Source organism: Mesorhizobium sp. BHscii, assembly GCF_053848065.1.
On the sequence record NZ_JBSPKW010000008.1, the window covers coordinates 81,154 to 99,266 of the forward strand.

General features: G+C 62.2%; 21 protein-coding genes and 1 other RNA gene. 5 read left to right on the plus strand and 17 right to left on the minus strand.

Annotated features, from left to right (window positions below):
* Position 1: 1 nt before the first annotated feature.
* Both ACWTU7_RS13660 and miaA read right to left on the minus strand, forming a co-directional pair.
* Positions 2 to 793, minus strand: a complete 792-nt coding sequence (locus tag ACWTU7_RS13660) for a GGDEF domain-containing protein (protein WP_065010266.1) — start codon at positions 791 to 793, stop codon at positions 2 to 4.
* Between the two features lie 104 nt (positions 794 to 897).
* A complete protein-coding gene (gene miaA / locus ACWTU7_RS13665) occupies positions 898 to 1,911 on the minus strand; it encodes a tRNA (adenosine(37)-N6)-dimethylallyltransferase MiaA (protein ID WP_455840353.1) in 1,014 nt (337 codons plus the stop codon).
* On the opposite strand from miaA, the gene serB reads away from it, so the two are divergent.
* Together serB and ACWTU7_RS13675 are read left to right on the plus strand one after the other, a co-directional pair.
* Positions 1,880 to 2,782, plus strand: a complete 903-nt coding sequence (gene serB / locus ACWTU7_RS13670; protein ID WP_455840352.1) for a phosphoserine phosphatase SerB — start codon at positions 1,880 to 1,882, stop codon at positions 2,780 to 2,782. The genes miaA and serB overlap by 32 nt on opposite strands.
* Positions 2,779 to 3,342: a GNAT family N-acetyltransferase gene (locus ACWTU7_RS13675; RefSeq protein ID WP_455840351.1), complete on the plus strand. Its 564-nt coding sequence runs from the start codon at positions 2,779 to 2,781 to the stop codon at positions 3,340 to 3,342. The genes serB and ACWTU7_RS13675 overlap by 4 nt, the downstream gene beginning before the upstream one ends.
* On the opposite strand, the gene ACWTU7_RS13680 is transcribed toward ACWTU7_RS13675, so the two are convergent.
* The 8 genes from ACWTU7_RS13680 to ACWTU7_RS13715 form a co-directional block, all read right to left on the minus strand.
* Positions 3,300 to 3,581, minus strand: coding sequence for a hypothetical protein (locus ACWTU7_RS13680; RefSeq protein ID WP_455840350.1), 282 nt, complete (start codon positions 3,579 to 3,581; stop codon positions 3,300 to 3,302). The two genes, ACWTU7_RS13675 and ACWTU7_RS13680, sit on opposite strands and share 43 nt — an antisense overlap.
* Entirely contained in the window at positions 3,578 to 3,799 is a 222-nt protein-coding gene (locus ACWTU7_RS13685; protein WP_455840349.1) for a PIN domain-containing protein, read from the minus strand. Before ACWTU7_RS13685 ends, ACWTU7_RS13680 begins: the two co-directional genes overlap by 4 nt.
* A gap of 20 nt (positions 3,800 to 3,819) precedes the next feature.
* Positions 3,820 to 5,334: a DegQ family serine endoprotease gene (locus ACWTU7_RS13690; protein ID WP_287093425.1), complete on the minus strand. Its 1,515-nt coding sequence runs from the start codon at positions 5,332 to 5,334 to the stop codon at positions 3,820 to 3,822.
* Positions 5,335 to 5,476: 142 nt separating this feature from the next.
* Positions 5,477 to 5,665 carry a DUF2065 domain-containing protein gene (locus ACWTU7_RS13695; RefSeq protein WP_029351362.1) on the minus strand — a complete coding sequence of 63 codons (189 nt, stop codon included), beginning with the start codon at positions 5,663 to 5,665 and terminating at the stop codon, positions 5,477 to 5,479.
* A 6-nt stretch (positions 5,666 to 5,671) separates the two neighbouring features.
* Entirely contained in the window at positions 5,672 to 6,670 is a 999-nt protein-coding gene (gene hflC, locus ACWTU7_RS13700) for a protease modulator HflC (RefSeq protein WP_455840348.1), read from the minus strand.
* A complete protein-coding gene (gene hflK, locus ACWTU7_RS13705; RefSeq protein WP_029351366.1) occupies positions 6,670 to 7,773 on the minus strand; it encodes an FtsH protease activity modulator HflK in 1,104 nt (367 codons plus the stop codon). Before hflK ends, hflC begins: the two co-directional genes overlap by 1 nt.
* A gap of 143 nt (positions 7,774 to 7,916) precedes the next feature.
* Entirely contained in the window at positions 7,917 to 8,435 is a 519-nt protein-coding gene (locus ACWTU7_RS13710; protein ID WP_287335897.1) for a dihydrofolate reductase, read from the minus strand.
* On the minus strand, positions 8,435 to 9,448 hold the full coding sequence (locus tag ACWTU7_RS13715; protein ID WP_455840347.1) for a DUF4424 domain-containing protein: 1,014 nt from the start codon (positions 9,446 to 9,448) through the stop codon (positions 8,435 to 8,437). Before ACWTU7_RS13715 ends, ACWTU7_RS13710 begins: the two co-directional genes overlap by 1 nt.
* 129 nt (positions 9,449 to 9,577) lie before the next feature.
* Between ACWTU7_RS13715 and cobF the strand changes: the two genes are divergently transcribed.
* Entirely contained in the window at positions 9,578 to 10,351 is a 774-nt protein-coding gene (gene cobF, locus ACWTU7_RS13720) for a precorrin-6A synthase (deacetylating) (protein ID WP_455840346.1), read from the plus strand.
* Positions 10,352 to 10,381: 30 nt separating this feature from the next.
* On the opposite strand, the gene ACWTU7_RS13725 is transcribed toward cobF, so the two are convergent.
* From ACWTU7_RS13725 to ACWTU7_RS13750, 6 genes are all read right to left on the minus strand, one after another.
* Positions 10,382 to 10,723, minus strand: a complete 342-nt coding sequence (locus ACWTU7_RS13725; RefSeq protein WP_029351372.1) for a winged helix-turn-helix domain-containing protein — start codon at positions 10,721 to 10,723, stop codon at positions 10,382 to 10,384.
* Between the two features lie 90 nt (positions 10,724 to 10,813).
* Positions 10,814 to 11,926, minus strand: coding sequence for a molybdenum ABC transporter ATP-binding protein (gene modC / locus ACWTU7_RS13730; protein ID WP_455840345.1), 1,113 nt, complete (start codon positions 11,924 to 11,926; stop codon positions 10,814 to 10,816).
* Entirely contained in the window at positions 11,923 to 12,627 is a 705-nt protein-coding gene (gene modB, locus ACWTU7_RS13735; protein WP_455840344.1) for a molybdate ABC transporter permease subunit, read from the minus strand. Before modB ends, modC begins: the two co-directional genes overlap by 4 nt.
* A gap of 14 nt (positions 12,628 to 12,641) precedes the next feature.
* Complete coding sequence (gene modA, locus ACWTU7_RS13740; protein WP_455840343.1) at positions 12,642 to 13,439, minus strand: molybdate ABC transporter substrate-binding protein; 798 nt, start codon at positions 13,437 to 13,439, stop codon at positions 12,642 to 12,644.
* 294 nt (positions 13,440 to 13,733) lie between these two features.
* The gene (locus ACWTU7_RS13745) at positions 13,734 to 14,528 is read right to left on the minus strand and encodes a thymidylate synthase (protein ID WP_455840342.1); all 795 of its coding nucleotides are present in this window, start codon (positions 14,526 to 14,528) and stop codon (positions 13,734 to 13,736) included.
* 165 nt (positions 14,529 to 14,693) lie between these two features.
* A complete protein-coding gene (locus tag ACWTU7_RS13750) occupies positions 14,694 to 15,005 on the minus strand; it encodes a DUF2853 family protein (RefSeq protein WP_095518624.1) in 312 nt (103 codons plus the stop codon).
* A 168-nt stretch (positions 15,006 to 15,173) separates the two neighbouring features.
* Here ACWTU7_RS13750 and ssrA point away from each other — a divergent pair.
* Positions 15,174 to 15,532: a transfer-messenger RNA gene (ssrA, locus tag ACWTU7_RS13755) on the plus strand.
* Positions 15,533 to 16,028: 496 nt separating this feature from the next.
* Here the strand turns inward: ssrA and ACWTU7_RS13760 are convergent.
* Complete coding sequence (locus tag ACWTU7_RS13760; RefSeq protein ID WP_455840341.1) at positions 16,029 to 17,234, minus strand: multidrug effflux MFS transporter; 1,206 nt, start codon at positions 17,232 to 17,234, stop codon at positions 16,029 to 16,031.
* Between the two features lie 169 nt (positions 17,235 to 17,403).
* On the opposite strand from ACWTU7_RS13760, the gene ACWTU7_RS13765 reads away from it, so the two are divergent.
* Positions 17,404 to 18,093, plus strand: coding sequence for a TetR/AcrR family transcriptional regulator (locus ACWTU7_RS13765; RefSeq protein ID WP_455840340.1), 690 nt, complete (start codon positions 17,404 to 17,406; stop codon positions 18,091 to 18,093).
* Positions 18,094 to 18,113 lie beyond the last annotated feature (20 nt).

Sequence of the window (18,113 nt, forward strand, 5' to 3'; positions counted from 1 at the left end):
TTTAGGCGCAGACGCGGTTTCGGCCTTGCCTCTTGGCCTCATACAGCTGGCGGTCGGCGCGGCGGTAGAACTCTTCGGCGGTTTCCTTACGGTCCCAGACGGCAAGGCCGACGCTCGTGGTGATCTTTAGACGGACATTGCCTGACAGTATCGACATGTTGGCAATCGCCTTGCGGATGCGCTCGGCGAATTTGGACAGAAGTTCGGCGTCCATGTTGGGCGTGACCACTGCGAACTCCTCGCCACCCAGACGCGCCACCACATCGTGATAGCGTGTCATGTCCTTGAGACAGTTGGCGACCGCCCGCAACACCTCGTCACCAACATCATGGCCGTGGGTGTCGTTGACCTGCTTGAAATGGTCGAGATCAAGGATCATCAGCCCGACCGGCTTCTCGATGCGGCGGAATTCCTCGAGATATTCCTTCAGTGCGTCATCGAAATAGCGCCGGTTCTGCATACCGGTCAGGCTGTCGGTCAGCGCCGCATGTTCCAGCGTTTCCGAACGGGCGCTGAGCGAAACCGTCATGGCGCGCAGCTTGCCTTCTTCTGTCGCCTGCTTGCGGATCAGCGGATAGATGAAGAAAATGCCGAAGAACAGGGCAGTCGCCAAAAGAACGCCGGTCCCAAACAGCAGCTTGTTGAGATAGATGATCTTGTCGACCCTTGCGGGTGTATGAACGTCTTCGGCGAAGGCCTGCAGAAGCCCATAGGCGTGAAGCGTCACTAGGCCGGCGGCCAGGATCACGAATATAAACACGAAAAAGGCTGATTCCGCCTTGTGAAAACGCATCTGCTCCCCGTTGGAAAATTCCCAAAGACGTTATGGCATGGACGGGCTTACGGAGGGTTAATTAGGACAACTTCGACGGGAAGTCTCCCCTCAAAATCAACTTTTCAGGTTGCACTAGAAAGGGGATCCGAGATCGTGGATTCCACAGGATCACCAGGGCGCAATCTCATCCATTCCGGACCCAACTGATGCCTGAACCAGGTCGCCTGGCGCTTGGCATATTGTCGCGTCGCGATCTTCGCGCGCTCGATCGCTTCGGGGAAACTCAACTCGCCGGCCATTGCGGCCTGGAGTTCGCGAACGCCGATCGCTTTCATCGCCGGCAAGTCGGGATCGAGGCCAAGGTCGGTCAGCCGCCTGACCTCGTCGAGAGCGCCCTTCTCCAGCATGCGGTCGAACCGCGCCTCGATCCGTTCCACCAGCTCCGCTCGGTCCGGTTCGATCACAAAGAAACGCGTGCTGGCCCTGTCGATCAGTGGACGGCCGCGCGCCGCCTGCCATTCCAGGATGGAACGGCCCGATGCGTCGAGCACCTCCAGCGCCCGCACGATGCGCTGGCCGTCGGTCGGCTTCAGCATCATGCCGGTTGCGGAATCCTCGCGCAGCAGGATGCGGTGCAGCTTGGCTGCGCCCTGCTCCTGGAGTTCGTAGCGCCAGCGATCACGGATCGACTGCGGAATGTCGGGCATTTCCGAAATGCCTTCCGCAAGCGCCCGAAAATAAAGCCCCGTACCACCGACGAAAATCACCGGCCGTTCGAAGAACGTGCCGACCCGCCGTTCCAAGAACGCACCGTTGTCGATGAGCTTCATCACATCGCGCAGCCAGGCGCCGGTGGAATATGCGGTGGAGGGATGGACATGTCCGTAGAGGAAATGCGGGACGCGAGCGAGTTCGGCAGCAGTCGGCCGCGCCGTCAGCACGTCGAGCACCGAATAGCCTTGCATGGAATCGGTGTTGACGATGACGCCGCCATTGCGCTCGGCGAGGTCGACCGCAAGGGCGGACTTGCCGCTGGCGGTCGGCCCGGCTATCAGGATCGCGTTCTTAACGCGGCCCTCGCCCGCCTGCCTGCCGGAATTTTCGATGCCCCCGCTTGCCACGCCCTTGGTCGCCACGCTTGTGTCCCATCCCGCCGGCCGCGCATTGTCGCCGGCGCTTGCGAATATGGTGTCACGGTCGGTTGGCGCAAGCACTGTTCGCTGGCTGGCCGAAGGCATCGCCTGCGAATTCGCTTTGCCCGAGGCGGCCGAAGCCGTTGAAACGACCGCCGGCCTGCGCGCCGTGCTCGCACCCGAACCGGTCGACGTGATCGTCCAGCAGGCCGAGGGAAGGCGGAAGAAAATCCTCATCGCCGATATGGATTCGACTGTTATCGACCAGGAGTGCATCGACGAGCTTGCCGACGAGATCGGCGTCAAGGATTACGTCGCCGCCATCACGGCGCGATCGATGAATGGCGAGATCGCATTCGAGCCGGCCTTGCGCGAGCGGGTGGCGCTGCTGAAAGGCCTCGACGCTGCCGTGGTCGACCGCGTCATCGCCAACCGCTTGACGCTGGCCTCCGGCGGCCGCGCACTTGTCCAGACCATGCGGGCCAATGGCGCATGGACTGCACTCGTGTCGGGTGGCTTCAACGTCTTCACCTCACGCATCGCCGCCATGCTCGGCTTTCAGGAGAACCGCGCCAACCGCCTGATCGAGCAGGACGGCCGCTTCACCGGGCTGGTGGCCGAGCCGATCCTGGGGCGTGCCGCCAAGGCCGATGCGCTGCTCGAGATTTCGGCGCGACTCGGGCTGACGACCGCCGACGCCATGGCTGTCGGCGATGGCGCCAACGACCTCGACATGATCCGCCTAGCCGGCACCGGTGTGGCACTTCATGCCAAGCAGGTCGTGGCGGCGGAGGCAAAATTCCGCATTGACCACGGCGACCTGACGGCGCTGCTCTATCTGCAGGGCTACCGGCGGGAGGAATTTGTGGAGTGACGCCGATCCGCACCGAGCGCCTGATCCTGCGCAACTGGGAGGATCGCGACCGTGAGCTCTTCTACCGCATCAATTCCGACGAACGCGTCATGGAATTCTTTCCATTTCGCCGCGACCGCGCTGCTGCGGACGCCAAAATGGACGAGTTCCGCGCCTGGATCGCCGAGGATGGCTACGGTTTCGCTGCCGCCGAGATAATTGAAACGCGCCAATGCATCGGCTTCGTCGGCCTCCTCGACACCGATCATTTGCCCTTCCTGCCTGCCGGCACAGTCGAGATCGGCTGGCGACTGGCGCCCGAATTCTGGGGCCATGGCTATGTCACCGAGGCAGCCGAAGCGTGGCTCGCCTATGGCTTCGAAACGCTTGGCCTCGACGAAATCGTGTCCTTCGCCGTTAGGGATAACAACCGTTCCACAGCCGTCATGAAGCGCCTGGGCATGATCGCCGACCCGGCCAGCGATTTCGACCACCCCGGCATTCCGGACAGCCATGCCATGCTCAAGCGGCATGTGTTCTACAGGTTGACAGCCAAGGATTGGCAAAAAAACCGGCCCTGATCAGTGCTTGTCAAACGGAAGCTCGTCGCCGGGTTGCGGCGGTTTGACGCCGACGCGATCGAGCACTTTAGCGAAATCATCGCCTGATGCATCACCAGCCCATCGACGTAGAAAATCGGCCGCTGTCTCCATGGCTCCAACCTTTGCGCCACGGCTGAAGCGATCCACTGGTTCAGCGACACCCCATCAGCCTTTGCCAGACGTGCAGCCGCCTCCTTGATCGACAAGGGAAGCTTCAACGGATAGGTCGCCTTGCTCGTGTTCGAAATCCTTCCAACAATTCGGCGGGACTGATCACTGGAACTTCAAAACGGCCTGCCGCAGTCACAAAATCGCGGCGATTGTGAGTGACCAATGCGTCTGCCCGACCATTGATCGCTGCCTCAAGCACCATCTCATCCTTCGGATCATTCAATTGCGGGCGCCAGAGAAAGTGCAGTTCGACCGGTTCTGCCAAGACAGCAAAGCCGGCCGGACTCAGTCCATCCGGATCGTCACAAACCGCAATTCGCCGGTCTTCGACGCCAGCATCAGCAGCGCGTTCTTGCGTCCCTGCTCCTTCAACGCAGCAATCCGGTCCATGACATCCTTGGGCGTGGCGACCGATTCCTGAGCGATCTCGGTGATCACCTCGCCGGCCTGGATGCCACGTTCGGCAGCGGCCGAATCCTTGGTGACTTCGGTGATGACGACGCCGGAGACTTCGGCGGCGATGCCGAATTTCGTCCGCGTCTCATCGTTGAGCTCGCCAACGGTCATGCCGAGCACGGAAGCCGTCGAAACGGCGGGCGCCTCGTCGCCATTATCCTTGTCGGCGGTGCCATTCTCGCCGCTGGCAAGCTTTTCGCCATCTTCGAGCCGGCCGAGCGTCACCTTCACGGTCTGCTCGACACCCTTGCGCACGATGACCACGTCGACAGCCTTGCCGACCGTGCTTTCCGCGACGACGCGCGGCAGGTCGCGCATTTCATTGACGTCCCTGCCGTCGAACTTGATGATGACGTCGCCCGCCAGGATGGTGCCGTTGTCGACAGGCCCGCCCTTGATGACGCCGGCGACCAGGGCGCCCTTAGCGGTGGCCATGCCGAGGCTTTCGGCAATGTCGTCCGTCACCGGCTGGATGCGCACGCCGAGCCAGCCGCGCCGCGTCTCGCCGAACTGGCGGAGTTGGTCGACGACGCCCAACGCAAGCTGCGAGGGAATGGAAAAGCCGATGCCGATCGAGCCGCCGGACGGCGAGATGATCGCCGTGTTGATGCCGATCACCTCGCCGTCGCTGTTGAACAGCGGTCCGCCGGAGTTGCCTCGGTTGATCGCGGCATCGGTCTGGATGAAGTCGTCATAGGGACCGGAATTGATGTCGCGGTTGCGGGCCGAGACGATACCAACCGTCACGGTGCCGCCGAGGCCGAACGGATTGCCGATCGCCATCACCCAGTCCCCGACACGCATCTTGCTGGAATCGCCGAATTTCACCGCCGTCAGTTTGTGCCCTTTCGGATCGACCTTCAGCACCGCCACGTCGGTCTTGGTGTCGGTGCCGACCAGCGTCGCCTTTAGCGTCACGCCGTCGGAGAAATTCACCTCGATGTCGTCGGCATCGGCGATCACGTGATTATTCGTCACCACGATGCCCTGCTCGGCGTCGACCACGAAGCCGGAGCCCAGCGACTGCACCTTTTGCGAGGGGTTGCCCTGTTCGCCGGGGCGGTTCTTGAAGAAATCGTCGAAGAAATCCTGGAAGGGCGAGCCCTCCGGAAGCTGCGGCATCGGTACCGCGCCCGGGCCTTCCGTGCCCTTCACCCTCTGCGAGGTCGATATGTTGACCACGGCGCCGAGCAGGCCCTGCGCGAGATCGGCGACCGAAGCCGGGCCGTCGGCGGCGGCCGCAGGCGTCACCAGCGACGGGACGGTAGCGGCGCCGATAAGAAGTGCTGCAGCACCCGCGGTGAACGTCCGCCTCGCCGCGCGCAAAAACCTGTTGGATGTCATCGAGAAGTCTCCCGGTGTCTCTGAGAAGAAAAGCGCTCGCCGAAAACGCTGCGTCGAACCATGTTGGCAAGAAATACGGCACGTTTGCGGCTATGGCTATCGGCGGAGGATAAAACCTCCGTTATCCCGAAATCATAGACCGTCATCCACCTCGCACCAGCCAGACGATGCCGACGCCAACGGCGATGGCAATCAGCCCGGCGACCCGCAGCGCATTCTCCGGCATCGACAGAACTTCGCCGGCAAGTTTCTTGGCGAGGCCGGGAAAGCCGCCATAGACCAGGCCCTCTACCACGAGAACCAAGCCTATTGCCGCCAGAAAATCCTGCACCGGCCGTTACTGGCCGATGCCTGGCTGCGCTGCCGGTGCAGCAGGTGCTGCGGGCGGCGCTGCCGGCGTGTCCGCGCCGGCGGGCGCCGGTGCAGCAGGTGCTGCGGGCGACGCTGCCGGCGCAGCCGCGCCGGCGGGGTTGCGGAAGAAACGGAAGAATTCCGAATTCGGCGACAGCACCATCGTCGTCCCGGTATTGTCCAGCGCCGTGCCGTAGGCATTCATCGACCGGTAAAAGTCGAAGAAGGCTGGATCGCGCTGGTAGGCATTCGCGAAGGTGGCGCTGCGTTGAGCTTCGCCTTCACCGCGCAGGATTTCAGACTCTCTCCGTGCCTCGGCGACGATCTCCACCACTTCGCGGTCGGCGCGCGCCCTGATGCGTTGCGCCGCCTCGTTGCCGCGCGCCCTCAGCCGCTCGGCTTCGGCCAGACGCTCAGCCTTCATGCGGTCATATGTTTGTTGCGAGACTTCCGCCGTCAAATCGGTTCGGCGAATGCGGACATCCTCGATTTGCAGGCCGAGCGACGTGGCGTCGGGCCTCAGCTGGTCGCGCACTTCACGCATCATCACGGCTCGCTCTTCCGAGAGCGCTGCCTCGAAGTCGCGCAAACCGTAAACCCGACGCAAGGCGGCGTCGAGACGCGTTCTCAACCGTGCCTCGGCCAGTTCGATCTGGCCGGATACCGCGGAGCGGAACACGCGCGGATCGGAGATCCGATAAGCGATGAAGGCGTCGACCTCATAGAACTTGCCGCCTGAAACCTGGACGCGGATGTTGTCGAGGTCGAAGCGAAGCACCCTGTTTTCGATCAACTGCACGCTGTCGGCGTCGAAGAAGGCGAACGGCGCCTTGAAATAGATGCCCGGCTGACTCTTGACGTCTACGATTTCGCCGAACCTGAGCACCAGCGCCTGCTGGCGCGCATTGACAACGAAGACCGATGAATAGAGCAGGAACAGGATAACCGCGGCGATGACGGCGATGATGGGAAGACGGTTGGCCATCACTGGGTTCCTCCGAGGACCGGCGCCGGCGCTTTCTGCTGCAGTGCAGGCAGCGGCAGATAGGGAACTACCCCTGGTCCGCTGCCTTGCTCGATAATGACCTTGCTGGAATCCTTCAGAACCCTCTCCATCGTTTCCAGATAAAGCCGCTGGCGTGTCACATCCGGCGCCTTGGCGTATTCGTCATAGACCGAGATGAAGCGCTGCGCCTCGCCTTCGGCCTCCTGCACGACCCGATTCTTGTAGCCGGCCGCCTCCTCGCGGATCTGTGCGGCCTCGCCGCGTGCCTGGCCGAGCTTCTGGTTGGAATACTGGTTGGCCTGTTCGACGAACTTGTCCTCGTCCTGTTCGGCGCGTTGCACCTCGTCGAAGGCGTCGGCCACTTCGCGCGGCGGTGCGGCATCCTCGATCGAAATCGCGTTGACGTTCAGGCCGGCCCTGTAGCCGTCAAGCGTCGTCTGGATGATTTCGCGCACGGACGCCGCAATGCCCTCGCGATCGTCGCGGAAGATGTCCTGCGCCGGCCGCCGACCGACCGCTTCGCGCATGGCGCTTTCGGCGACCTGCCGCAGCATGCCGTCTGGATCGGACACGTCGAACAGATAGGCCCTCGGATCGGAGACCTGATAGGCCACAGAGAACTGGACGTTGACGATGTTCTGGTCGCCCGAAAGCATCAGACCTGAACCGTTGCCGGCGGCCGTGCCGCCGCCGATGTTGACGAGTTGTTCGGCGATGTTGGCCGTCTCGACCGTTTCGATGGGCCACCAATGGAAATGCAGGCCTGGCTGCGAGAACTCCGCCTTTGGCACGCCGAATCTGAGTTCGACCGCAACCTCATCGGGCTGCACGGTATAGACCGCCTTGAACGCCCACAGCACGACAAGCGCCGCCGCGATCAGCCCGAACACGGCAGGGCTGGCGCCGCCGCCACCCGGCAAAGCACGCCGCAACCTGTCCTGGCCGCGCCGGATGATATCTTCGAGATCGGGAGGCGAGCCCTGCGGACCGCTAGGCCCCTTCGGCCCCTGCCCCCAGGGTCCTGGATTGTTGCCGCCGCCCCATGGGCCGCCGCCTCCGCCGCTTTTGTCATTCCAGGGCATGAATGTCCTTTCGCTCCCTCACGCGCCGGCCTGACGACGCAAAAATCCAGTATCGTCCTTCTATAGGGACGCGACGGCACGCTTTCAACGCGATCGGTCGTCGTCACCGCCCGTTTTGGACCGTCGCGACCCTTTATCGCCTCTCAATGCACGTCGCGGCGTCGCTCGTAAACCGAATAGCGTGTCGCATGGGTATCCTTTTCACCGGCCGGAACGTCCTGCGAGCGGACAATGCGCCACAAATCCGGGTCTATCGGCGGGAAATGCGCGTCGCCGTCGACCGCGGCAAGGATATGGGTGACATGCAAGCGATCGGCCAGCGGTAGCGCCTGGGCGTAGATCTCGCCGCCGCCGATAACGCAGATTTCGTCGGCGCCGGCCATGCAGCGCCCGCGCACCTTCGCCAGACTGATCGCCTCGTCGAGCGAATGCACGACTTCGACGCCCTCGGCGCGCCAGGCCTTGTCACGGGTCACCACGATGTTGAGCCGGCCTGGCAGAGGCCGGCCGATGCCTTCATAGGTCTTGCGACCCATGATGATAGGTTTGCCCATCGTATCGGCCTTGAACCGCTTGAGATCGCTGGAAAGCCGCCACGGCAAACCACCATCGCGCCCGATCACGCCGTTTTCGGCGATGGCGACATAGATCGCGACGTCCATCAGCCGCCGCTCCCGCCATCGCCCGAAGGCGCCAGCAGCAATATGTCGATATCGTGCTCAGGGTAGAAATTTTCTGCCGTCATCTCGAAACGGGTCGATCCGACTTTCCTGACGTTTTCGCCACAGAACGAGAGCAGGTTCTTTGGATCGCCCTTGTCGACGGTGAGCTTGAACTTGCCGATGGCGCCCGTCGCCCAGTTACCGCCCGTGGTCAGGATATAGGCGATGCGGTTCTCGAAATATTTCGGAGTGCCGTCGGGATTGTTCTTCGCTGCCTTGCGGATCGCCTTCTCGAACGTGCCGTCCATGCAGTATCGGGTCTTGTAGGCGGCGTATTGGCCCTGGAACTGGCCATCGTAGAAGAAGCTGACCGAGGACGTGCCGCCGACGCTCGGTTTGTAGCGGTGGGCGACGTGGACTGCCTTATTGGCTGGAAAGGTCGAGCGCCACCAGTAGGTCGAGCGCAATTGCCAGAACGGCACATAGACGGTCTTCATGCCCGAACCGTCGTCGGCGGTGTCCTCGATGATGAGGCCGCGATCGACCCAGTCGTGGGCAACCGCCTGCGGCAGCTTTGCCAAAGCCGCACTGGCCGCATCGCCGAACGGGTAGAGCGGCACGTTTTGCGCCTTCAAATCGGCGCTGATGTCGATGCCGAGCGCAAATGCCTTCTGCTCGAGCTGCGGCTTTGCCGCCACGCCGTCGATCGTCACCTCGAAGCCCAGGAAATTGTCGCTCTGCCCGTCGGGGATCGCCGGCATCTCGTTCGGATCGCCTTCGATGTCGGGCATCGGAAAAGCAACGATCGCGTCGACATCCTTGTCGGTGTTGTTTCGGAAGACATAATCGACCGTCACCTTTTCCGGCGAGATGTAGAGGTCCTCACTCTCCATAGCGACCGCGTCGCTGCGCGACAGGATCAGGCCGCCCGTTCCCAATTCGGCAATCGAATCATTGGCGAATACGGGCGTGGCCGAGAGCGCCAGCGCTGCGGTCAGAACATAACGGAACATGGAAGCTCCCTTGGCGAGATGCCGGTATGACTCTAGCCGTTTCAATGTGGAGTTTCAAAGCCCTTCCGCGCTGGCGCACATGCCATGGCTCTCTGGACACCGACGTTCCGATCGGGCAGGAGTTCGCCCATGCGCAAGCTTCTCGTCATCGGCATCGGCGCCGGCAATCCCGACCACATGACCGTGCAGGCCATCGGCGGCTTGAACCGCGCCGACGTACTGTTCATTCCCGACAAGGGCGAGAAGAAGAACGACCTCGCAGAACTGCGCCGCCAGATCTGCGACCGATTCGTCACCAATCCAAACTCACGTCGCGTCGAATTCGACGTGCCGGTGCGGGCCGCGCCAGCGCCCTCCTATCGCTCGACCGTCGATGACTGGCACGAGGCGATCGCCGCGATCTATGAAAGCCTGATCCGCGACGAGCTCTCGCAAGATGGCTGCGGCGCCTTCCTGATCTGGGGCGATCCCTCGCTCTACGACAGCGCGCTGCGCATACTGGAGCGTGTGCGCATGAGAGGCAATGTCGGGTTCGAGCTCGAGGTGATCCCCGGCATCACTGCCGTCCAGGCGCTCGCCGCCAGCCACAAGATGGCACTGAACCGCATCGGCGACGCGGTTCAGATCACCACCGGGCGCCGGCTTACAGAAGAAGGTTTGCCCGACAATGCCGGCAGCACCGTCGTCATGCTGGACGGCAAATGCGCCTTCGATTCGCTGGATGACAAGGATCTCCTCATCCACTGGGGCGCCTATCTCGGCACGCCCGACGAGATTCTCATTTCCGGTCGCCTTGGCGACGTCGGCGACGAGATCGTGAAGACCCGCGACGAGGCCCGCCGGAAAAAAGGCTGGATCATGGACACTTATCTGCTGCGCAAGCCCGGCGAGCCGGAGGAATAGGCTCGGCCGGTACAGAATCCATCATCGACCTCACCCGGCATCGATCTCCGCCTGTAGTGCCTCCATATGCGCCGCCGCCGCGGAAGCCGCAGCCCGTTCGATGGCGCGAAAGCGGCTGACAACCGCAAGCCCCACCGGCGTCAACTGGGCGCCGCCGCCCTTTTTCCCTCCGGTCTGCGCCGCGACCAGCGGCTTACCGAACACCCTGTTCATGTCCTCGACGAGATCCCAAGCGTGTTTGTAGGACATTTCCATGCCGCGCGCCGCCGCCGAGATCGATCCGAAGGCGGCGATCTGCTCGAGAAGCTCGATCTTGCCCGGCCCGATGCGCCCTTCTGGATCAAGGTTTATCCGCAAGCTCAGCGACGGCATTTGCTCCTCCGCAGTCGCGCCACATCCATCCTAAACAGCTCTCCCGCGATACCGCTATTTCAAAATGATATAGCGACAATCATCCGTCTGTCATCCATCCGCCTCGACAGGCGGGCCGGCGCTCGTATTCGCCTGGTCGAAGCTTACCGTCTTGACCACCGCGTATGCTTTTCGACCGAGCCGAAGTTTCAGCGTCTGTCGCGATTGCTCGGTGATCCGGGCAAGCACGGTTGCGCCATTGCAGTCTATGCCGATCTCGACCGTAGGCCCCTCGCCCGGCTCTATCGCAACGATCCTGCCCGGCAGAATGTTGAGCGCGCTGAGACCCGTCGGCTGTTCGATGGCGATCATCACATCGCGGGCACGGATGCGGATGCGCACCGGCGCACCCACCGGCACTGCCAGAAGCGGCACGCGGATGTCGCCCGCCGCCGAGCCAAGCACGGTCATGCCAAAGACTTCGTCGTGGCGCAGCACCGCAGTATCCAGCACCGCGCCCCCCTCGCCGCGCTCTTCTGCCGGCAACAGGTCGAGCCGCTGCATGATCGCTCCGGTCGGGCCGCAAGCGGCGACTTTGCCTTGCGCCAGCACAACGACGTCGCTTGCCAGCCGCGCCACTTCCGGGATCGAATGGCTGACATAGACGATCGGGATTTTCGTCTCGTCGCGCAGCCGCTCGATGTAAGGCAGGATTTCTGCCTTCCGGGCGTCGTCGAGCGAAGCCAGCGGCTCGTCCATCAGCAACAACCTTGGACTAGCGAGCAGCGCCCGGCCGATTGCCACGCGCTGTTTCTCGCCGCCGGAAAGCTTCGCCGGCCGCCGGTCGAGCAAAGGACCGATGCCGAGCAGGTCGACAACGGCAGTCATGTCCGCATAGCGTTCCGCCGCCGGCGTGAACCAGCGGCCGTAACGCAGATTGCTGGCCACGCTCATATGCGGAAACAGCCGCGCATCCTGGAACACCATGCCGATGCGGCGCTTGTGCTTCGGCACGAACAGGCCCGCATCCGTATCGACCAGCACGCGGCCGTCGGCCTCGATCCGCCCCTTCTCGGGCCGGATTAATCCGGCAATCATGTTGATCAGCGTCGTCTTACCGGAGCCCGAGGGCCCGAACAGCGCGGTCAGCCGCCCGGCGCTCCCGAAGCGGACGTCGAGCCCCAAATCGCCAAGCCGATGGGTGATATCGAGCGCTACCGTCATTCGATATCCATCCGCTTGCCGACGCGCCGCGCCAGAATCTCCGACGCGACAAGTGCTGCCATCGAGATGACGATCGAGATCAGCGTCAGCCTGAGCGCGCCGGCATCGCCGCCCGGCACCTGCGTGAACGTGTAGATCGCCGACGGCAGTGTCTGCGTCTCGTTTGGGATGTTGGAAACGAAGGTGATCGTTGCGCCGAATTCGCCCATCGCCTTGGCGAAAGACAAGATCGCGCCTGTAATCAGGCCGGGCAGGATCAGCGGCAGCGTGATCGTCCCGAACACCCACAGCGGATTGGCGCCAAGCGTTCCGGCCGCCGCCTCGATTCTGCGGTCGACCGCCTCGATCGACAGCCGGATCGCCCGCACCATCAGGGGAAAGCCCATGACGGCGCAGGCCAGTGCGGCACCTGTCCAGCGAAAGGAAAAAACGATGCCGAAATGCTCGGCCAGAAACGCCCCGGCCGGGCCGCGCCTGCCGAAGGAGAGCAGCAGCAGATAGCCGATAACCACCGGCGGCAGGATCAACGGCAGATGAACCAGCCCGTTGAGCAGCGTCTTGCCCCAGAATTGTCCACGGGCGAGCACAAGCGCGATCAATATGCCGGGCGGCAGGCTGGCGATCATCGCCACTGTCGCCACCTTGATCGACAGCCGGACCGCATTCCATTCGTCGGGAGTGAGATCCAGCAGCCAGTTCATCTTTTTGGCGTGCCTCAGTTGCTCGGCGTAAGAACCGTAAAACCTTGCGCCTTGAAGATCTCGCCTGTCTTGGCGGATTGCAGGCATTGCAAAAATGCCGGCGCATGTTTGTCCGTCGAATCCGCCATCTGGGCAACCGGGTAGACGATCGGCGGGTGCGAATCCTCCGGGAGGGTGCCGATCACCTTGACGCCGGGCTCGGCGTGCGCGTCGGTGGCGTAGACGATGCCGAGTGCTGCTTCGCCGGTCGAGACCAGCTTGAGCGCTGCGCGCACATTCTCGGCCTGTGCCACCTTGCCTTCGATCGAGGACCAGACGCCGAGCGATTCAAGTGCGGCCTTGCCATATTTGCCGGCCGGCACCGCTTTGAAATCGCCCATGGCAAGCCTGCCGTCGCCGATCAGCCCGGCAAGATCAAAACCCTTTTCGATCCTGGTTTCGACCGACGAATCCTTCGGCGCCACCAGCACGATCTCGTTGCCGAGCAACTTCACTTCGGTATCCGGCTTGGTCAGCTTTTTGTCGGACAGATATTTCATCCAGTCGAGGTCGGCTGAGATGAAGACATCGGCTGGCGCGCCGCCCTCGATCTGCTTGGCCAAGGCGGAGCTTGCCGCATAAGAAATGGTTGCCACCTCGCCGACATCGGCCTCGCAGGCGGTGTTCACGGCGTCCAGGGCGTTCTTCATGCTTGCCGCGGCGAAGACGATCAGTCTGTCATCCGCATGGGCAACCGGCATGGCGGCGATCAACATCGCTATCAGGCCGCCAATGGCAGCCGCCTTCAATCCGAAACCGTTGCGCACCAGCATGAACTCTCCTGGGACTTGAAAAATCCGATCGTCGCGAGCCTGCCAATCGATATATCCATGTGAATATAACAAGGGAAGGGCTTTTGCCAGACTTAGCCCGAACAATGGCCCAGCCAATGGCATTGCGTGTTGCCGCCACCGCCGCGATAAATAGCGGTGGATACAGCGCGACATCGCAGGGCCGACGAGGCAGGTCAAAGCATCTGATGTCGTGGTCGGCATCGCGGGCGGACGGCACAGCGCTACAGCCGAACAATTTCGAAACAAGGTAGGTAGAAGCCCGATGTTTGCGGCTCACACCGCGATCGGCGCCTTGATCGTCGCATCGGCGATGTAGTTTTCCAGCCGGAAATCCTCGAAGCGGAAGGCAAAGAGGTCCTTCACCTCCGGATTGATCCACAGCGTCGGCAGCGCCTTGGGCGTGCGCCGCAACTGCTCGCGCGCTTGCTCGAAATGGTTCGCGTAAAGATGCGCGTCGCCCAGCGTGTGGACGAAATCGCCGGGCTTCAGCTCCGTCACCTGCGCCACCATCAAGGTGAGCAGCGCATAGGAAGCGATGTTGAACGGCACGCCGAGAAAGATATCGCCGGAACGCTGATAGAGCTGGCAGGAAAGCCTGCCTTCCGAGACATAGAACTGGAACAGGCAATGACAGGGTGGCAGCGCCATGGCTTCCACTTCGGCCGGGTTCCACGCCGAAACGATCAGCCTTCGGGAATTAGGATTCTTGCGTATCTCCTTCAAGAGATTGGCAATCTGGTCGATGGTGCCACCATGGCCGTCCGGCCAGGAGCGCCATTGCTTGCCATAGACCGGGCCGAGGTTGCCATTCTCATCGGCCCATTCGTCCCAGATCGAGACGCCGTGGTCGTTGAGGTATTTGATGTTGGTGTCGCCGGCCAGAAACCACAGAAGTTCATGCACGATCGACTTCAGGTGAAGCTTCTTGGTGGTGGTGACCGGAAAGCCGCGCGCAAGATCGAAGCGCATCTGGTAGCCGAACACCGAGCGCGTTCCGGTGCCGGTGCGGTCGCCGCGATCGGCGCCGTTTTCCAGCACGTGCTTCAAGAGGTCGAGGTACTGGCGCATCGGCTTCGGCTCGATTCGGGGACTCGATTCGGGTTACCGGCCATCATAACCGACTGGCTGCTGGCCGAACATATCAAAGCGCAGAATCTTCAGACAAGACACTCGCGGCCATGCTCTGGGCTGGCGCGGGAATCGCGCCAGCATCCGCCGATGCAGGATGATTGTTCAGAGGCTGGCGAGCTTACCCAGATCCTTGGCGACTAGGTAATAGAAGGTCACGCGGCTCTTGGTGTTGTCGGCCTCCATCGCCTTGCAAGTCTTTTCGATGGCCGCGTCCGCCTTGCTGCCGTCGGCTATGCCGAGCTTTTTGGCAACCCAGTTGGCCTTGACGCGATCGAGTTCCTTGGGATCCGTGCAGGACACCAGCGAGGAATCCCGATTCCTGAGCGCAATGCCCAAGTGCTTCACGATCTTGGCGACCGCGTCGGCATCTGCCGCGGCGTCGTACTTCTTCACGTCTGCAAGATAATCGGCCATCAAAATTCCCCTCGTCAGCGCCACGGGATCCGGTCGATGAGGGTCGTGGCGCGCTGCCGCAAATGTGCGCTAAGTCGGTAACTCCTCACCGCCGCAATCTTCGGTTGAGACGGTTGACAAGTCAAGCCTTCGCGAGGCTGTTTGACACAGCGACAAAGCATCAATTGAGGCCTTTCATTTTCCACGATCGGTCCCTATATCTGTTTGGTCGGCTTGACCGACTATGGCGATAAATAGGCGATGAAATAAGCCGTTCGGACCCGGGGGCGGTACCCGGCGCCTCCACCAAAAACCGCTGCTATCGAGGAGCGGCTTTTGCTGGGGGCGAAATAGGATCGACGAAGGTGTAAAGATCGTACTTTTGCTCGGCATTGTACCACCGTTATCGGGCTAAACTTATAGTTGCCAACGACAACTATGCGGAAGCACGTCTCGCCGCGTAAGCGGTGCGATAGCTTCAATTCAAGCCCTAGTGGTTCGCACTTCTAGGCGGGGTTCGGAGGTACCTGGCAACAGAAACCTCCACTTCTCCCCTTCGATTCCACCTCTTCAATACGATAACGGCAGCAGGCTTGCTGGCCGCGCTTCTTGCGCTATGCCCCTTCGCGACGCTGTCTTGCTGTCCTGGGAGCTGCGCTCCTATCGAGCCGCCCTCGAACAGAGCGGTCCCGTCTTCTTTCGATCGCGGCGTGCCGGACACTCTTTGTTATCTGCACCTCACTGGCCTGCCGGTGCCCAACCACATCAGGAATGCCGCCAACGCTTCCGCTACGCCAGTCATGTCTTCATCGCCCCGCCATGGCGCGAGATTTTTTGGCAGGATTGCGAGCGACGAAGCCGAACGCACCTATCACGCGCTGGCCAGCATCTACACCGAATTGGGCTATGAACTGGTCCCGTTGCTCTTGGCGCCGCTCGAGGCGCGACTGCGATTATCTTGGCCGAGGCGGGCTTGCAGCTTGAGCCCAGACGTGAAAAAGGCCGGGAATGACCCGGCCTTTTCATGCTCTCGCTGGAAAGCATCTACTCTGCCGGCGCTTCGACAACCTCCCGCCCACGGCCAAGCGTCACCTTGGCCAGCACGAACGAGATCACCGCGCAAAGCGTGATGCCGGCCACCATCGGCAGCGGCGTGCCGTCGAAGAACACGCCGGCGATGCCCATGGCGACCGCACCGATCGCGAAGTGCAGCGTGCCCATCAGCGCCGAGGCCGTGCCGGCGATCGCGCCATGCTCCTCCATGGCCAGCACCGAAGTCGTCGGGATCACCAGGCCGAGGAACCCGTAGCCGACGAACAGCAGCACCGCCATCACGTCGAGCCGGTCGACGCCGGACGCCATAACCGCGAACAGCACCACCATCGTCGTCGCATAGCCGACCACCGCGACCCGCACCACGGGCCTTAGCCCGAACCGTTCGGACAGCACCCCCGTCAACTGCGACATGCCGATGAAGGCGACCGCGTTGATCGAGAAGAACACGCTGTAGACCGACGGCGACAGCCCGTAATGGTCGATCAGGATGAAGGAGGAGCTCGACAGATAGACGAAGAAGCTCGCGATCCCGAAGCCGCCGATAGACGCCAGGCCAAGGAAGTTGCGGTCGCCCATCAGGAAGCGATAGGCCGTGAGCGCAGTGCCGAACGAACTGCCTGCACGCGCGTCGACCGGCCGCGTCTCCTTGAGCGAGGTCGCCAGCAGGATGGTGGCGAGCACCGCCCCACCCGTTACCGTCCAGAACACGGCACGCCAGCCGAAATTCTCGATGATCACGCTACCGGTCAGCGGCGCCAAGATCGGCGACACCGAAAACACCAGCATCAAGAGCGACATCAGCTTGGCAGCGTCGGTGCCGGTGTGCAGGTCACGCACGATGGCGCGCGGCACCGCCATGCCTGCACTGGCGCCGAGCCCTTGCAGGAAACGGAAGGCGATCAGCCATTCGATCGAGGGAGCGAGCGCCGAGCCGATGCCGCCGACCATGAACAGTGCGAGGCCGCCATAGAGCGGCAGCTTGCGCCCGACCATGTCGGAGATCGGTCCGACGACGATCTGGCCAAACCCCATGGACAGGAAGAAGATCAGCAAACTCATCTGCACGGCAGCAGTGCTGGCCTGCAGATCCGCGCCGATCGAAGGCAGCGCCGGAAGATACATGTCGATGGCAAACGGACCGATGGCGGTCAACAGGCCGAGCACGATCGCGATGCGGAGGAATTGGGGACTCATGATAGCAGGCTTCTTTCAAATCTGGTTGCCGCCGCGGGCTGGCGTGTAATGCAAGGACGCTCCATCCCATGAAATTCCGACTTCTTATGCGGGGCGAAACCTCTTTCAGGGAAAGTCCAGAAATTTAGACACTCTTGTCTAATTCGTCAATCACCTCTATATAGTTTTCATGAAGCCCAGCGTTTCTCCTGACACCATCACGCCACGCGGCCACGAGGCCAAGCGCGTCTCCATCATGGACGCAGCCGGCGAGGTGTTCTGCCGCGAAAGCTTCGCCGGCGCCAATATCGACATGATTGCCGCCGAGGCCGGCGTTTCGCGCCAGACGATCTACAACCACCATGGCGACAAGGAGAAACTCTTCGTCGCCATCGTCCGCGACCTCACCGAGCGCTGCAATGCCGGCATCTTCGCCACCATTTCCACCTTTCCGGACCAGCCGAAGGATCTCGAGGCCGATCTGATCGCTTTTGCTGTGCGCATGAACCGCAACTGTATCTGCAACCGCGACGGAAAATTCCTGCGCAAGCTGATTCAGACCGAGGGCGAGCGCTATCCCGAGCTCTTTGCCGAATGGCGCGAACAGGGACCGGGCAGGACATGGCCGGCGATCGCCGCCCGTTTCGCCCGCCTCGCCCATGCCGGTTTCCTCGACATCGAGGACCCCGATGTCGCGGCGCGCCAGTTCCTCGCCCTTGCCAATGCCGAATTGCAGACCACCTTCATGCTTGGCGGCACGCCGACCGATGACGAGGTGCTGCAATCGGCGACACATGGCGTGCGCACATTCCTGCGCGCCTTCGGCAAGCGGCAGCCGGCGGTCGACGCGCAAAAGCACAGCGCGCTCGCTCGCGCCTGAGCGATCAAATCTGAGGCATG

Excerpts from the sequence above, each read along its gene's own strand:
- ACWTU7_RS13660 (WP_065010266.1), bottom strand. The coding sequence starts at position 793 with ATGCGTTTTCACAAGGCGGAATCAGCCTTTTTCGTGTTTATATTCGTG.
- ACWTU7_RS13715 (WP_455840347.1), bottom strand. The coding sequence starts at position 9,448 with ATGTTCCGTTATGTTCTGACCGCAGCGCTGGCGCTCTCGGCCACGCCC.
- ACWTU7_RS13750 (WP_095518624.1), bottom strand. The coding sequence starts at position 15,005 with ATGGCCGATTATCTTGCAGACGTGAAGAAGTACGACGCCGCGGCAGAT.
- hflC (WP_455840348.1), bottom strand. The coding sequence starts at position 6,670 with ATGGCCAACCGTCTTCCCATCATCGCCGTCATCGCCGCGGTTATCCTG.
- ACWTU7_RS13765 (WP_455840340.1), top strand. The coding sequence starts at position 17,404 with ATGAAGCCCAGCGTTTCTCCTGACACCATCACGCCACGCGGCCACGAG.
- ACWTU7_RS13690 (WP_287093425.1), bottom strand. The coding sequence starts at position 5,334 with ATGACATCCAACAGGTTTTTGCGCGCGGCGAGGCGGACGTTCACCGCG.
- serB (WP_455840352.1), top strand. The coding sequence starts at position 1,880 with ATGCCCCCGCTTGCCACGCCCTTGGTCGCCACGCTTGTGTCCCATCCC.
- ACWTU7_RS13725 (WP_029351372.1), bottom strand. The coding sequence starts at position 10,723 with ATGCCGTCGCTGAGCTTGCGGATAAACCTTGATCCAGAAGGGCGCATC.
- ACWTU7_RS13760 (WP_455840341.1), bottom strand. The coding sequence starts at position 17,234 with ATGAGTCCCCAATTCCTCCGCATCGCGATCGTGCTCGGCCTGTTGACC.
- modB (WP_455840344.1), bottom strand. The coding sequence starts at position 12,627 with ATGAACTGGCTGCTGGATCTCACTCCCGACGAATGGAATGCGGTCCGG.
- modC (WP_455840345.1), bottom strand. The coding sequence starts at position 11,926 with ATGACGGTAGCGCTCGATATCACCCATCGGCTTGGCGATTTGGGGCTC.
- modA (WP_455840343.1), bottom strand. The coding sequence starts at position 13,439 with ATGCTGGTGCGCAACGGTTTCGGATTGAAGGCGGCTGCCATTGGCGGC.
- ACWTU7_RS13745 (WP_455840342.1), bottom strand. The coding sequence starts at position 14,528 with ATGCGCCAGTACCTCGACCTCTTGAAGCACGTGCTGGAAAACGGCGCC.
- hflK (WP_029351366.1), bottom strand. The coding sequence starts at position 7,773 with ATGCCCTGGAATGACAAAAGCGGCGGAGGCGGCGGCCCATGGGGCGGC.
- cobF (WP_455840346.1), top strand. The coding sequence starts at position 9,578 with ATGCGCAAGCTTCTCGTCATCGGCATCGGCGCCGGCAATCCCGACCAC.
- ACWTU7_RS13710 (WP_287335897.1), bottom strand. The coding sequence starts at position 8,435 with ATGGACGTCGCGATCTATGTCGCCATCGCCGAAAACGGCGTGATCGGG.